This is a genomic window from Spirosoma montaniterrae, assembly GCF_001988955.1.
In the GTDB taxonomy this organism is placed as follows: Bacteria; Bacteroidota; Bacteroidia; order Cytophagales; family Spirosomataceae; genus Spirosoma; species Spirosoma montaniterrae.
In genome coordinates this window covers 51,934-67,772 of the sequence record NZ_CP014263.1, presented here as the reverse complement: position 1 = coordinate 67,772, position 15,839 = coordinate 51,934, and the positions used below count along the sequence as shown (strand labels likewise).

Annotated in this window: 9 protein-coding genes; 7 read left to right on the top strand and 2 right to left on the bottom strand. The window is 49.7% G+C overall.

The window, feature by feature from the left end:
• Position 1: 1 nt before the first annotated feature.
• Positions 2 to 1,078 (bottom strand): LptF/LptG family permease, encoded by a 1,077-nt coding sequence (locus AWR27_RS00280; protein WP_077129349.1) that lies wholly within the window; start codon positions 1,076 to 1,078, stop codon positions 2 to 4.
• Positions 1,079 to 1,080: 2 nt separating this feature from the next.
• On the bottom strand, positions 1,081 to 1,734 hold the full coding sequence (locus AWR27_RS00275) for a metal-dependent transcriptional regulator (RefSeq protein ID WP_077129348.1): 654 nt from the start codon (positions 1,732 to 1,734) through the stop codon (positions 1,081 to 1,083).
• Between the two features lie 183 nt (positions 1,735 to 1,917).
• Here AWR27_RS00275 and AWR27_RS00270 point away from each other — a divergent pair, with 183 nt between their 5' ends.
• The 7 genes from AWR27_RS00270 (at position 1,918) to AWR27_RS00225 (ending at position 15,771) form a co-directional block, all read left to right on the top strand.
• Positions 1,918 to 3,252 (top strand): Nramp family divalent metal transporter, encoded by a 1,335-nt coding sequence (locus AWR27_RS00270; protein WP_077129347.1) that lies wholly within the window; start codon positions 1,918 to 1,920, stop codon positions 3,250 to 3,252.
• 50 nt (positions 3,253 to 3,302) lie between these two features.
• On the top strand, positions 3,303 to 5,903 hold the full coding sequence (locus tag AWR27_RS00265; protein ID WP_077129346.1) for a sialate O-acetylesterase: 2,601 nt from the start codon (positions 3,303 to 3,305) through the stop codon (positions 5,901 to 5,903).
• A gap of 331 nt (positions 5,904 to 6,234) precedes the next feature.
• Positions 6,235 to 8,187 (top strand): KUP/HAK/KT family potassium transporter, encoded by a 1,953-nt coding sequence (locus AWR27_RS00260; protein ID WP_077133708.1) that lies wholly within the window; start codon positions 6,235 to 6,237, stop codon positions 8,185 to 8,187.
• A gap of 95 nt (positions 8,188 to 8,282) precedes the next feature.
• Positions 8,283 to 9,344: an NAD-dependent epimerase/dehydratase family protein gene (locus AWR27_RS00255; RefSeq protein ID WP_077133707.1), complete on the top strand. Its 1,062-nt coding sequence runs from the start codon at positions 8,283 to 8,285 to the stop codon at positions 9,342 to 9,344.
• A 259-nt stretch (positions 9,345 to 9,603) separates the two neighbouring features.
• Entirely contained in the window at positions 9,604 to 10,251 is a 648-nt protein-coding gene (locus AWR27_RS00250; RefSeq protein ID WP_077129345.1) for a helix-turn-helix domain-containing protein, read from the top strand.
• A gap of 167 nt (positions 10,252 to 10,418) precedes the next feature.
• On the top strand, positions 10,419 to 11,366 hold the full coding sequence (locus AWR27_RS00245; protein ID WP_077129344.1) for a hypothetical protein: 948 nt from the start codon (positions 10,419 to 10,421) through the stop codon (positions 11,364 to 11,366).
• A 1,360-nt stretch (positions 11,367 to 12,726) separates the two neighbouring features.
• Entirely contained in the window at positions 12,727 to 15,771 is a 3,045-nt protein-coding gene (locus AWR27_RS00225) for a hypothetical protein (RefSeq protein ID WP_077129340.1), read from the top strand.
• Positions 15,772 to 15,839 lie beyond the last annotated feature (68 nt).

The window sequence follows — 15,839 nt, the reverse complement described above, 5'->3', positions numbered from 1 at the left end:
TTTACCTCGGTATCGTATTGTATAGCAATACGCCGATGCCCGCAAAAATAGCGTTTGGGAGCCAGACCGCCACCACCGGGTTCAGATTCCCCGATTCGGCAATGCCTTTGGCGAGCATAAAAAACAGTAGGTAGGTGAACGCCAGCAGAAAACCTAAAGCCACCTGCCACCCCACCCCGCGCCTGCTTTTGCGGGCCGACATAATTACACCGATGATTGTCAGGATAATAATAGAGAACGGGCGGGTATCGCGGCTATATTTTTCGAGCAGGTACGTTTCTACTCCATCGGCACCCCGACTTCGCAGCCGGTCGATGTGGCGGTTCAGTTCGGGGCGGGTAAAGGTTTCGTAGAGGTTAAAATCCGAGCTAAAATCGTCGGGTTTCAGGTTAAGGGTAGTGTCTGCCCGCGTACCCGACGCCAGCGTTTCGCGGGAGCCATTGAAAGTCCGGATTTTGTACTCGTAAATAGCCCACTTCTTTTTCTTAGCGTCCCATTCGATGCGGTCAGCCGAGAGTTTCTGCTTCAGTTGGTTGCCATCTACCCGCTCCAGTGTAAACTTATAACCAATATTGCTCGTGTTGTTATAGCTTTCTAAATAAGCGTATACGCTGGGGGCAATTTTGATGTGTACGTTGCGTCCGGTATACGTGTAGGCATCGTTAATATACTGAATTTCAAACTCAATACGGGTTTTATTGGCTCGTGGAATAATATAATTGACCATGAAATAAGTAAGCACGGCCAGCACGGTTGCGCCCAGCGCATAGGGAAACAACAACCGGATGAAACTAACGCCACTGCTCAGAATGGCAATAATTTCGGTACGCGACGCCAGCCGCGAGGTCAAAAACACCGTTGCGATGAATACCATCAGCGGGCTGATGTAGTTGGCCCAGTATGGAATAAAGTTCAGATAATAATCAAATAGAATCCGGTTTGTGGGCGCATTGTTTCGGTGAAAGTTATCGACTTTCTCCGTGTAGTCGATCATGACCACCACCAGCACAATCACCAGCACTACGAAGATATAGGTTTGAAGAAAGCGTTTAAGTATATACCAGTCTAATAGTTTCATAATCAGTTGACTAAAAGATTTTTTGCCACTTCGTGGCTGACAAAAACGGTTCGGCCCGCTGCGGTTTTCACCAGTACCGATTTGTCGAAACTGTTAACGTCAGATACGGCAACGGTGCAGCCCAGCGTGAGGTCTGAGCGGTCGAGGTGTTGTAAAAATTCGGTCGAGTGTTCGAGTACGCCCATTAGCCGCACCTGTGCACCCACTGTCATATCCGATAGTTTCTGATACCCCGTCTCCGGCATCTGACCGGCAGGCGTCGGAATCGGGTCGCCGTGTGGGTCAAACTGCGGATGACCGAGGTATGTGTCTAAGCGAGCTACCAATTCTTCGGATCGGATGTGTTCGAGTTCTTCAGCAATTTCATGGACTTCATCCCAGCCGAAACCGAGTTTTTCAACTAAAAATACCTCCCAGAGCCGGTGCCGCCGAATCACCTGCAATGCCAGCCGTTCGCCTTCGTCGGTAAGCCGAACACCCTGATACTTTTTATAGTGAATTAACTGCTTATCAGCCAGTTTCCGCAACATATCCGTTACCGATGCCGCTTTGGTGGCCGTCATTTCAGCCAGCGCATTCGTGCTTACTTCGCCCTGTTGCCGGGTGGCGAGGTAATAAATCGTCTTTAGATAGTTTTCTTCTGTGAACGACTGCATATAAACTGACTACGCTAAAAACTCAATTAAGGGCCAAAACAGTTTAGCAACAAAGGTAGTTTTTATGTTAAACTTTCTAAAAATTTAGGCTTGTCTAAATTTTTGTTTCAACAATACTTATCTTTGTGGCTAATAAATCTAAACGGCTCTGTTACGAGTAGTTTAGCCAGTAGAGATTCACCTATGAATGCAACAAATACGTTTATGAAAGGCTGGCGACAGGAAAACACAGCGAACTCGCTGGCCGACGTACATAGTTCGGTACACGTACCACGCGGGGCTGGTTTTTTCAAAACGCTGATGGCTTATGTCGGCCCCGGTATGATGGTGGCCGTTGGCTATATGGACCCCGGCAACTGGGCAACAGATATTGCCGGAGGGGCGCAATTCGGTTATAAACTACTGTCGGTGGTGCTGATCTCCAACCTCTTTGCGATGTTGCTTCAGCATTTGTCGCTCAAATTGGGCATCGCTACCGGGCGCGATCTGGCGCAGGCTTGCCGCGACCATTTCAGTCGTCCGGTGGGGTTTGGGTTGTGGGTGCTGGCCGAAATTGCCATTGCCGCCACCGATCTGGCCGAAGTAATTGGTTCGGCCATCGCGCTCAATTTGCTGTTTGGCCTGCCGCTAACGGTGGGTATTCTGATTACGGCGCTCGACGTCATGCTGTTGCTATATCTGCAAAACAAAGGCTTTCGTATCCTCGAACGTATCGTTGCCAGTCTGATTTTCCTGATTCTGCTTTGCTTCGGTTATGAACTATTAGTGTCGCGACCGGCAATGGCCGATGTGCTTAACGGTCTGATACCCAGCCCCGACATTATTACCAATCCCAGCATGTTGTACATCGCCATTGGTATTCTGGGGGCCACGGTCATGCCACATAACCTTTATTTGCACTCCAGCATCGTGCAAACCCGCGACTTCGACCGCACCGACGCCGGGCGGCAATCGGCCATCAAATTCGCTACTATCGACTCAACGGTATCCTTGTTTCTGGCTTTCTTCATCAATGCGGCCATTCTGATGCTGTCGGCGGCTGCATTCCACTACTCGGGTAATCAGCACGTTGCCGACATTACCGATGCTCACCGCCTGCTCGACCCTATTCTGGGGACCAAACTGGCAGGCATACTGTTCGCTACGGCTCTGCTGGCATCGGGTCAAAATTCAACGCTGACGGGTACGCTGGCAGGGCAAATTGTCATGGAAGGCTTTCTGAATCTGCGGATTAAGCCGTGGTTACGCCGAATTATTACCCGACTCGTTGCCATTGTTCCAGCCCTGATTGTGGCCGTGTTGTACGGCGAAAAAGGCACCTCGGAGTTGCTCGTGTTAAGTCAGGTCATTTTGTCGTTGCAACTAAGTTTTGCCGTAGTACCACTCGTTTCGTTCACGAACGACAAGTTGAAAATGGGACGTTTCGTGAACATTGGCTGGATGCGAATTACGTCATGGGCGGTAGCCGTTATTATTATTTCCCTAAATGCCTATTTGCTCTGGGACACATTTAGGTAAGTCATACCCAATTCAGTACTTTTGGCCCTACTACTCACTTTACAAAGTGTATGGCCATGCGGTATACGGGCGTATTGCTGCTACTTATTTTAGTTTCTTCGCCCCCCTGCCACGGTCAGGCGGGCTTTTTGTTTAACCAGCTACCGGCTGATTTTCAATTATTTGCCCGCGACAATACCAATCAGGCAACGATTGTTATAAGCGGCATAGCTACCAGTACGCAACCACAGCGCGTATCGGTGCAGGTTTGGCGCGAAGGTCAGCACTGGGCCAAGTCGATGGTCTCGCTGCCCGTTTCGCGCCCGGCTTCGTTCAGTGTTGGGGCTTCTATCAGGTCTGGGCGGGCGCAATATATTGTTCGCGTGTTTTCGCATACAGGTACCGATTCAACGCTGCTTGTGGAACGAACCCGCATTGTTTGTGGCGATTTTATTCAGATTCACGGTCAGTCGAATGCTATCGCTTTCGACCCTACTTATTCGTTCGATGACACCTATGCGCGGAACGTGGCGTTTCTGCCCGGCTCCGACCCCAGCAGCGGGCAGGTGGGCTGGTTCCCGGCCAAACAACCTTACGGCAGTGTGGGACTGATTGGCTGGCGGTTACAGGAGTTGATTCTGCACCATTTCGACGTACCCGTCTGCATCATCAACGGAGCTATCGGCGGAGCCGGTATCAACGTACTCAGTGCGCGTAATGCCAACAACCCGGCCAGTTTGAACACGGCTTATGGGCAGCTTTTATTCAGGCACCAGTGGGCCAGTGCTATACCCCGGCTGCGGGCCATTGTCTGGAAACAGGGCGAAACCGAAGCGGGAGGTGCTTTTGAAAATGCGGCCTACTATAGCACGCAATTCGACCAACTCTATCGAAACTGGCGGCAGGACTATGGCCCACAGCCCCGCATCTATGTAAGCCAGATTAATTTCATGCCCGAAACAAACCAGCAGGCCGGGGCAATCCGCGATTTTCAGCGACGCACAAAAACGCTATATGCCAACCTCGAAACCATTGCTACGGTTGGTACGCCCGGCCACGATGGCGTTCATTATAGCACTGCCGGAAATCTACAGATTGCAGGTGAACTGTTCCGGCAAATTGCCCGCGACGTATACGCATCTACCGACACGCTCCAAATCAATTCGCCCGATATTCAGCGAGCCTACTATAACACCAGCCGCGATACGCTGACAATGGTGTTTCAAGACGATATGCGTATGGTTTGGCCCGCCGATTCGACCCTGACAAATCCGAATACTGGCACAACATACCAACGGCGCATGGTTGATTTCCTATACATCAATGGTCAAAATGGACGCGTACAAAGCGGCACCGCCGACCGTAACCGCGTTCGGCTAAAACTTACCAGCCCCCAATCGGGTACTGCGCTGACCTATCTGCCGTCGTTCTTTACCGATTCGCACACGGCGTTTTATAATGGCGTTCACCTGAAGAACAGTCGGAATATGCGAGCCTTCTCATTCAACAACGTCTTCATTGCCAACGTACTTCCGGCCATAACCTGGGTATCGGCAGACTTGCTGCCTAACAACCAAATTCGGATTACCTGGAATCCGCCCGCCATGCAGCCACTCCGCTACGAACTCGACCGCTCGGACGATGGCGGGCTTACGTTTAACCGAATTAGTCAGCCTGCTGGCGTTGCCACGCAATTTATTGATCAGAATCTTCCCTATCAGGCCATTGCGGTTTATTATCGAATCAGGGCTATTACTGCGCAAACCGAGTCAATAATGAGCAGTTTATTACACGCTTTTAAGCCTGACGTTCGTTTGGCTGATCTGTCGCTCGGTCTGGTAACATCGGCACGCATCATGAAGCTTAACGAGCCGTTTATAGCCCAAATGACAGTCTACAATAACGGACCTTCAACAGCCACAACCGTTGTGCTTGAAAACCGGCTTCCACCCCATGTCACGTTTCTGGGTGGCAACGGTCTGACCCACCTTGCAGGAGTAGTGTCGGCTACGCTTGGTTCGGTAGCCGTAAGCGAAATGGTTAGCCTGACATACACGCTCAGTATCCAGCAGCCAGGCCGCTATGTCAACGCGGCCCAAATCATTCAGTCGTCAGTACCCGACCCGGATTCCCAGACGAACAGTGGCACCGCCGACGGGCAGGATGACGCGGTTATGACGGATTTTCGCAGCACCCCGACCAACGAGCTAACTGTGTATGTGTCGCCTAATCCAATCCAGCATCCGTTACCACCCGTGCAAGCCAATCAGCCCACGCCGGTGGCAGGACAAACTGATTTGAGTCTGCAAATAACCCCCAATACCCTAACGCCAGCTATCAATGAAGTGGTAACGTTTACGCTTACGGTCAGCAACCGGGGTGGAGCAGTGGCTGCTTTGGCTACGGTAGTCAACAAATTGCCAGACGGCCTGATGTTGCACGAAGCCTCCGGCTGGACAATTGCGGGCAACGACGTATCGATTTCTCTAACGAATCTGGCAGTGGGCGAAAGTCGGCATGTGTGGTTTCGGGCACGGGCCACAGCGAGCGGAATTCAACTCAATCAGGCACAAATTAGCCATACGACTCCTATTGATTCTGACAGCACACCCGGCAACGGCTACCTCAACGGGGAAGACGATACAGCCTCGGTTAGCCTTCGGGTGCGATAATCCAGGACGCCCCAAAAGAGATGACCCACTCAAGGAGCGGGTCTCTGCCTGTACACACCTAATCAAACAAACTCTCATATGTTACCTTTAACAAATAAAAGGCCGCGTCATAAACTATACAGTATTAACGCTTTCTTTCAGCCTTACAAAAGGCCGTGAAGTGTAACATAACATGTTAGACGGAAACCCAATCAATACGTAACATCTTTTTTCGAAAAAGTTGCGTAAATTTAACAATACCAACTTTCTGGCTCTGTGCGTCGATAAAATCAAACAACGGCTATCTTTGCCGCGTTCTATGCTGTCGCACAAGCAGGCGAAAGCCGGTACTATGGAAGATAAAAAACAGTTAGACACCGTAACAGCCGCTGGTTTGCTGGTGGCAATGGGTATTATTTACGGTGACATCGGCACATCGCCCCTGTATACGCTGCGGGCAATTATTGGCTCCGGCAACATCATCAGGGCCGACGTTGTTCGGGGAGCACTGTCCTGCGTATTCTGGACTCTCACGCTGCAAACAACCGTAAAATACGTTATCCTGATTTTGCGGGCCGATAACCGGGGTGAAGGAGGTATTTTTGCCCTCTACGCGCTTGTGCGCCGACACGCCCGCTGGCTAACTTTACCGGCTATTATTGGCGGCTCGGCACTGCTGGCCGATGGCATCATTACGCCACCTATTTCGGTATCATCGGCAGTTGAAGGCTTACGGTTACTATATCCCGACATTACAGAGATCCTGATTATCCAGATCGTCATTGCGATTCTGACGGTTCTGTTCCTGATTCAGGCGTTTGGGACGAGCGTAGTAGGTACGGCTTTCGGGCCTATCATGCTGGTCTGGTTTGTGATGCTCGGTACGCTGGGTATCTCGCAGATTGTGCAGGGGCCGGGCATTCTGGCGGCTATAAATCCTTACTACGCCTGGTGGCTGCTGGCCGAATATCCGGGTGGGTTTTGGCTGCTGGGGTCGGTATTCCTCTGTACGACGGGTGCCGAGGCTCTGTATTCCGACATGGGCCACTGCGGGCGGGGCAACATTCGAATTAGCTGGATTTTTGTAAAAACCTGCCTGTTGCTCAATTACTTCGGGCAGGGTGCGTGGCTTATTAGCCAGGAAGGGCAAAAATTAGGTACGCGGATTCCATTTTATCAGGTGATGCCGGAGTGGTTTCTGACCATCGGTATCGTTATTGCTACGGCGGCTACGGTTATTGCCAGTCAGGCCCTTATTAGCGGTTCGTTTACGCTCATCAGCGAGGCAATCCGGCTCAACTTCTGGCCCAAAGTGCGGCTACGGTATCCCAGCACTCAAAAAGGTCAGCTTTACGTACCGAGCGTGAACCTGCTGTTGTGGGCGGGCTGCGTTGGTGTGGTTCTATATTTCCGCGAGTCAGGGAATATGGAAGCGGCTTATGGTCTGGCAATCACGCTAACCATGCTCATGACCACGCTGCTGATGTCGTATTATCTGTACACGCACCGTTACAGAGCGTGGGGCGTGGTGCTGTTTCTGCTGGTATATCTCGGCATCGAAGGTTCATTTCTGGTAGCCAACCTCATTAAATTCCCGCATGGTGGCTGGGTGTCAGTCTTTATCGGTGCCTCCATTGCCAGCGTAATGTACATCTGGCTACAGGCATTCCAGATCAAACTCCGCCTGACCGAGTACGTTCGCATCGACCAGTATATTCAGGCTATTAAAGAACTCAGCCGCGACATCAGCATTCCGAAATATGCTACGCACCTCGTCTTTATGAGCAATGCGGCCCGGCAGTCGGAAATAGAATCGAAAATTATTTATTCCATCTTCCAGAAACGGCCCAAACGCGCTGATATCTATTGGTTTGTTCACGTCGATACCACCGACGACCCCTATACAATGGAATATAAAGTAAACACCATTGCACCCGACGACTGTTATAAAGTGACGTTTAAACTCGGCTTCCGGGTTGAACAACGGATTAATCTGTTCTTCCGAAAAGTGATCGAAGACATGGTGAAGAACAAAGAAGTAGACATCACGAGCCGCTACGAATCGCTGAACCGGCAAAACGTAATTGGTGATTTCCGGTTTGTGGTACTCGAAAAATTCCTGTCGTTCGAGAACGAACTGCCGCTTCGCGAACGCATCATCATGAATCTCTATTTCAACGTCAAAGGCTTTACTACACCCGAAGATCGCTGGTTTGGCTTAGATAGCAGTTCGGTAAAAGTCGAGAAAGTACCGCTCGTTATCCGCCCAGTCGAAAACGTTAAACTAAAACGAATTGCAAGTTGAGTGAAAAGTGAATAGTGAATAGTGAACAATTACCCCTGGCTACATTCTTCACTATTCACTATTCACTTTTCACTTTTCATTTTTCACTTGTAAGTATGAAACTTCTCATCACCGGCGGGGCCGGATTTGTTGGCTCATCGTTAGCCATTTCACTAAAGAAAAATTACCCTGATTATCAGATTTTCGCGCTCGACAACCTGAAACGGCGCGGGTCGGAGCTTAGTCTGGCGCGGTTGAAAGCGGCTGGCATCGAGTTTCTACACGGCGATATCCGCAACAAAGAAGATTTCGATGCGCTGCCCGGCGTTGACACCGTAATCGAAGCTTCTGCCGAACCGAGTGTACTGGCCGGCTTAGACGGTACGCCCGACTATCTCATCAACACCAACCTGTTCGGTACGGTCAACTGCCTGAACTACGCGCTGAAACATAAAGCCAGCTTTATTTTCTTATCGACAAGCCGCGTTTACCCAATCAAAACCATTGAAACGCTGAATTTTGCGGAAGCCGATACGCGTTTTGTGTTGACCGACGAGCAGCCTGTGCCCGGCGTATCGAGCCGGGGCATTGCCGAAAATTTCCCGCTCGATGGGGCGCGGTCACTCTACGGCTCTACCAAACTGGCGTCGGAGTTGCTGATTCAGGAATACAACGAGTTTTACGGCCTGAAAACGGTAATTAACCGCTGTGGCGTTATTACCGGCCCCTGGCAAATGGGCAAGGTCGATCAGGGTGTTATGGTACTTTGGATTGCCAAGCACTACTTCGAGCAGCAGCTTGCGTATATCGGATACGGTGGCACTGGCAAACAAACCCGCGACATGCTGCACATTGCCGACCTTTACCGGCTGATTGACTGGCAGTTACACAACCTCGACGCCGTGAACGGCGAAATTCTGAATGCGGGTGGCGGCACCGAAAGTTCCGCGTCGTTGCAGGAATTGACCACTGTTTGCCAGGAAGTGACGGGCAAAACCATTCCGATCAGGGCCGTGACCGAAAACCGGGCCGCCGACATCCGGCTCTACATCACCGATAACACGAAAGTAACGGCCCTAACCGGCTGGAAGCCCGAACTTGGTATCCGCCAGATTGTAACCGACATTCACGCGTGGCTTAACGAAAACCGGGCCGCACTGGAGCCGATTCTGCGATAAAACCGTAGCAACGGCCATTCTGATCGCTGCTGCATTAACTGAGGGCAAAGTCAGGAATCAGTTTCCGACGCGCCGGGGATTGAAAAGCCAGCACAATCTGTGGCTTTTCAATCCCTTTTTCATCCAACAACTCGGCCAGCTAAAAGTCTGAGAAAAATAATTTCATATACCTTTTTGTTTACAAAAAGTAAGTTTACATTTGAGTTAGTATCACACCTATCCACGACTATGTTCAACTATTATATCTACGTTCTTATTCATGTCGCTGATTACCTTTTGCCACCGCCGTATCTTATCACTGCAAATAGGAGCTTTAGCACAGGAAGCTGGTTTGAACTGGCGCATTTCGCAAGCTGATCCTGTTGCGTTTCGGGCGCAGATTAAAGCCAGTCCGCCCCGTTTCGCGCTTATCACACACGACCATCTGACCGACCCAATGCTGTTTACCGATATTAGGGCTAACAGCCCCAATACGTTGATTGTGGTTTGCCTGACTGCCGAGGTAAAGACGACCCCGCAACTCTGGCAAACGCTCGATAATCAGGAATTCGACGCGCTTTGTCGGTTCAACGAACTTGTAGACTGCTTAATCACACTAAAAGCCGGGCGGGTTTACTGCTCAACATTATTTAAGGATCGGCCTGACGAACAACCTGATGAGCCGTTTCCCGGCTGGGGAACGTTATCGCTGACTGAATTACGGGTGCTAAAAGCCGTTGCGGAAGGCAAAACCGGCCCACAAATTGGCTATCTGCTGGGCATTAGTGAAAAAACTGTTAATAATCACAAGTTCAGCATTACACAAAAACTCGACCTCAACGGTGGTGGTCCGGGTTGCCTGAATCGATTTGCCCTGCTCAACCGCGACCGGTTGTTGCATTTGCTCGAATCGATACGCTATAGGTAAGTTTTGGGTAAACTCCCCTACGGTCGGTGGGTAAGATTTGAGTAATGTTGCTCATGCGCCGGGGCTATCCACCCTGCCATCTTTGTATCGTCAAGCGCGAGACAAAGGCGGACACCGAAAAGCCTGTAAGAGAGTAGGTATTAGGCATATATCATTTATATCTTGAAATGATAAAATTAACCCCTATCATTTTCGTTCTGCTCACTTTTAGTTGCAACCAAAGAGAGGGCGAACGACCACTGAAGCCGAGTGATTTGGCTCTTAGTTACGGAGCCAAGTTTGATAAACTACTTTTAGGAGTAGAAAGCCCCAACAATCAGTTCGTTTTGACGCAAGAACTGAGAGTGGAGGGCTATGGCATCACGCTACCTGTTGGAACAACTTTACATAAGGCGGAAAATAATCCTACCACCTTTACTTACGATCTACCTGTGGGCTATAAACTAATTGGTCAAAGTGCCGATGGAAAAGCGCGAGTGGCAGCAGGCGGAAGCATAACATGTACTTGTACTGCCGGTAAAGGATGCTCACCTTATATTGCTCAATTAGGTTCAAAGGAGAGCATTGGGTGTGCAATGAGTGGTAATTGTACGCAGTGTTCCATGAAAAGGAGTGGTGGTAGAGTGGAAAATATCGATGAAATCCTATCAGAAGCTGAGATTGTCAATTTTAATCAGCCTATACACTTTATTACTACGAAACAAGAACTCAGTACTACAGTTTCCCCAAGTCGGACTTTGATGCAATTGGATGCAGTAAGACAACAAATTGTTTCTTTCGCTAAAGCTTATCAACTCTCTGACTTAGATGCTTTGGAGAAAAGTACGGGGCCTGAAGACTTGCCCTCTACATATAATTATATTCATGTCAACGTTTACGGCAGAGTTATACTACTCCCTGTACAAACAGATTTGGTGATCTCAGCTAATCCTCTTGTCAACGAAATAATGAGGGACGCGACTGATGCTAAAGGTAGAATAGCAGCAAGGGTATACAAGTGTAAATGCAATACGAAAAGTTCTGGATGTAGCCAAAATACTGGTAGCCTTCTCTTCGCGAAAGCCGTTTGGTGTGATGCTGGTTCCTGTGAGAGTTGCACCCTGAGTTGGTTGTAGTTTAGCCTTACAGTTAGAATTTGTTTGAGTCAATTGCTACACATTCACATCAATTGACTCAAACAAATTCTTGTGTGAAAAAAAGTTGAACAATTCTATCAATGCATCTAACAAAAGCTATCAGGGCGGCTATACAATTGAATGTAGTTATTCTACTTGTTGTTCTGATTATCAACAAACAGTCTGTTTCTTTTAAGTTCATTCTTTTAGTGAGCATTCTTGCGGTATCTCATCTTGTGTGTGCCAAGAATTATCCTTTTTTCAGGCAATCGTTAAATCATGCAGGAGGAATTCTGGGCATCTTTTACTCTATTATATTTGTATGCATAGTAGTGGGCTTTGCGTTTTCTAAAGAGAATATATTTACCCAAAACGGCGTAATCGCTGTTATCTTTATCACGTCCTATGAGCCAGGAATTTTTTTGAGCAAGTTTTTTCGATTTGATACATCACAAAAGCTGGAGAACGTTACGGGCGGTACGCTGTTATTTTGGGTCAGCTTAGTATCAGCATTAAGTCTTCTTATTATGTTTAGTTTATTTGCACTATTAAAATTGCCTGTATTTTAAGTAGTTATGCGGTTGATTGTATGAATGAGTGTAAAATTCAAGCCAATCTACCAGGTCTATCCATGAAACTGTTAAAAAAAATCGTTTGGCTATTGCTGTGCCTGTTGCTTGTACTTTCTGCGTTGATTTTTTTTGAGTTTCGAGAGATGACAAAGGCCAAAAGTAGTGTCCCTGTGGATGTGAAAATAGTAAAGTTGCCCAAGCCAAAATAAAACTATCAGAATGGTTATTGTTCGATACCACTCTCAATAATCAACCTTTGAAAAAACTAATTCTACTTGTCACGCTGCTAACTTCGGCTTGTGTGGGTGACTCAAAACTAACCCGATTTAGGATTGAGAACGTTGCGGAAGATACCGTTTTCTACCTCGAAAGAAGTCGGGGCAATAAAAGACCCAGAATCCTGATGTCAGCAGTGGGCTATTTAGATAGCACAGCCTCCGTTTTCCTGATTAATCCTCAACAAGCGGAAAGGTTGTACTGGTTAACGTTTCCGCTGCCCAAAGGCCCAGTCGATTCGTTGAAACGAGACTGGGATTATTATGCGGACAGAATTGAGATTCACTACAAACACGAGAAGGCAACAGAAGGTAGCCTGATACTGACCGCCGATTTTTAGCGACTGGATCTCTTCAGAAACAGCCTGACTCCAAGCCTGTGTGCTTGCGTCAGGCTGTTCCACTTTTGTAAATACTGTAACTATTACTTCACAAAAATTTATTGTACAGCCCACAAGTACATTGATAACAATCTATACCTTAGCTATCGATTAACTTTATCCAACTATTCTTATGAGATTAAAAACACTTCTACGCAAAAAGCGTACTTACACGTATGCACTCGCCTGTCTCGGCTTCATTACACTGCTCTCGTTTTCATCACGCGACAATCCACCTGGTGAAAATCCACCAAAACGCCTGACAGGCCAACGTTCACTCAGCTACCTGACACAAAACGCCATCAGCAACCCCGACCCGATTCGGTTTCGGCTCTTTTGCAACAAACGGTCGGTTCGACCCGGCGAACTGCTCGAACTAACCGTTACCGCTGAACTTCTCGACGTATCGCCTAATTTGCTGTTTTTTTTGCCCGGCGCAAGCAGTTATAAACTGAAACTGCTACTACCGCCAAACTTCGTTCAAACCGAAGGCGACCCTGCCGATAATTTAGTGGCCGATCTATCCCGTCCGGCCAATCAGCGGGTAAACTACCGGATTGTTGGCTATTTTACATCCACGGCGTCAACAGGGGCGTTTCGATTGCTGAGAAGCCACAAACAGGCCGACGACCAGAGTTTGTATGTCGAAAAAGCGGCAATCCGTCTCAAACAATCGTCTGAACGACTTACCGTTGCGGAGAAAGCGGGGGTCGCCCAATCAGATGCCGAAACGCTTTTTATTGTGGCCGATGCGCCAACGCACGCGGCCCGCGCTGCTGCGTATCGGGGCTGGCTGGAATTTGCCAACTGCAACACCATTGGCGGCTGGGCGGCTGACCCGGCAAACCTACGCCAGTCGGTAAATCTCGACGTCTATTTCAACGACCGGCTCGTAGCCACCATTCCGGCCAATCAGGGCCGGGGCGACGTGGCTGCGGCTTTTGGCGCGGATGGTTTCGACCGATATGGGTTTCGGTGGGATATTCCCGAATCGTTGAAAACTAATCGTGTCATCAAAGTAGCTGTGAAAATTGCTGGTACAAGTGTTGAGTTGAGTCAAAGTCCGCTCACCACGCCCGTTTGTACTGGAACAGATACTCCGCCCGAACCGCCTGTTGTTGATCCACCTGTTACCGATCCTCCCCCAGCCAATGCGTCGTATCGGGGCCATTTGGATGGAGCCGACTGCGACGGAATTGGCGGCTGGCTTGCGAATGTGAACGACAGCCGTAAGCCTCAGCAGGTAGATATATTTGTAAACGGGGTGAAGGCTACCACCATCTCTACCGATTGGTCGCGTCCCGATGTGGCGAATGCGTTGGGTGTCAGCGGTTTCGATAAATTTGGTTTCCGCTGGATAATTCCGGCCTCTTACCGGAATAATGCGCCACTTACTATTTCTGTGCGGGCGGCCAATGCCAACTTTCAGTTATCAGAGAGTCCAAAGACTACGGCTTCATGTCCTGGTTCGGGCACTACGGCCACCTGCAATTTCACTGTATCGGCAAGCCCGGTCGAAGCGAGTTGTGGCGGTAACGTTCGGCTTAGCGCAACCTGTTCGGGGAATGATTGCTCTGACCAAATCGCTTACAACTGGACGGGCAACGGTATTAGCCAAAGCGGACAATCGATTACCCTAACGGCCCCCGCTACAAACGGGAGTTATCAGTACACCGTTTCGGCGTCGCGGCCCGGCTGTGCGCCCAAAACAGCTACGGCTACCGTCAACGTAAGCAACTGCCCAACAGTACCACCCGTAGAACCGCCACCGCCAACGGGCGACTATCCTATTCTGAGCAGCCCACCGCCCGCTGATAAGCGGCCTTTCCTGCAAAACGAACGCGTTCGGGTGGCTATCGACCTCGGCGTGGGTGGTGTCATCCGCGAAATAACCGACCTACAGGTGGGCGAAAATATGATCAACTGCAAGATAGAAGGCAATGGTCAGCGCGACCCTGGCCGCGACGATCAGATTTCGTTGTATGGCTTCCCCAGCGACGGTTCGGGCTGGACTCAGAACGGCAAACCGCTGCTGGCCGACATTGGCTACAACCCCGTTCAGGGCGGCAGCGTGGCGGGCGAATACTCGCCGGTGCTGGGTTATGGCCGCACAAATTCTATGTTATACTGCAAAACGCGCGGGCTACATTGGGGCATGAGCAATGAACTTGGCGACTATGTTGTTGAGCAATGGATCCGGCTGGAGGGCAACGTAGTGAAGCGGCACGTGCGCATCACCGGCAACCGGCCCGATCAGACGCAGTTCAACGACGTTCGGCAGCAGGAGCTACCGTGCATTTACACCAACAGCGCGTATTACCAGTATTACGTAGTACAGGGTACGCCGTACACAAATGCGCCTTTGATTGATGTGAACGCCATTCCGAACCCCGGCAATGGCGGTGTAAGCTTAAGTCAGCACAACGGTAGTCCGCAAACCGGTCCCTATGACATCGATGCATCGGAACCCTGGATTATGGCCGTTCGGCCCAACACCAACCGGGGTTTGGCTCTGCATACGCCCTTCTCGCATGAGTTTAAAGTGGCTGCCTTTGGCCCGCTTGGTAGCGGCCCCGCCGAATCGGCCAATGCCGGGTACATTTCCAACGGCATGAGTCTGCGGCTCGACCACAACGGCGTGTATGAGTTCGACATCAATGTAGTGGTCGGTACTGTGGGTGAGATGCGGAACACCATCAATTCGTTACCGCGTTCGGAAACGAAACCGAACTACGTATTTGCGGGCAATGCCACCCGACACGGTTTCTATTATCGCAAAGCCTATGACCAGGGCTTTCCGGTAGGCAATGAACTGGTCATTACGCCAACCGACCGGCGTTTCCGGCTGTTGTCGCCCCGAAAAGGGTACAAAGCGGCTGATTTTGGCGTAATCTATGTACGAATGCGTACCAATATACCCGAAACGCAGATGAAATTAGACTGGCGGAAGGTCGGCCAGAAAGAAGCCGAAGCCGAAACAACCGGGCAGTTCGTCACGTTCTCCGTCATCAATGATAATCAGTACCATACCTACGCCATTCCGGTCAGGAACAGCCCGCACTGGAACGGTATTATCAATGATTTCGGGATTCGCTACCTTAACCCCAACGAAACCCGCACGAACGGGCAACAGTTTGGCGTGCGCTGGATTTCAGCCACAGATTTAGGAGACAAATAATTTTTTAAAGGGGAACACGGATTGTACGGATAATACGGATCAACGCAGATTTCTTTTTACGAGACAAA

Coding starts and splice junctions, on each gene's coding strand:
- AWR27_RS00270 (WP_077129347.1), top strand. CDS start 1,918: ATGAATGCAACAAATACGTTTATGAAAGGCTGGCGACAGGAAAACACA.
- AWR27_RS00275 (WP_077129348.1), bottom strand. CDS start 1,734: ATGCAGTCGTTCACAGAAGAAAACTATCTAAAGACGATTTATTACCTC.
- AWR27_RS00225 (WP_077129340.1), top strand. CDS start 12,727: ATGAGATTAAAAACACTTCTACGCAAAAAGCGTACTTACACGTATGCA.
- AWR27_RS00250 (WP_077129345.1), top strand. CDS start 9,604: ATGTCGCTGATTACCTTTTGCCACCGCCGTATCTTATCACTGCAAATA.
- AWR27_RS00255 (WP_077133707.1), top strand. CDS start 8,283: ATGAAACTTCTCATCACCGGCGGGGCCGGATTTGTTGGCTCATCGTTA.
- AWR27_RS00280 (WP_077129349.1), bottom strand. CDS start 1,078: ATGAAACTATTAGACTGGTATATACTTAAACGCTTTCTTCAAACCTAT.
- AWR27_RS00265 (WP_077129346.1), top strand. CDS start 3,303: ATGGCCATGCGGTATACGGGCGTATTGCTGCTACTTATTTTAGTTTCT.
- AWR27_RS00245 (WP_077129344.1), top strand. CDS start 10,419: ATGATAAAATTAACCCCTATCATTTTCGTTCTGCTCACTTTTAGTTGC.
- AWR27_RS00260 (WP_077133708.1), top strand. CDS start 6,235: ATGGAAGATAAAAAACAGTTAGACACCGTAACAGCCGCTGGTTTGCTG.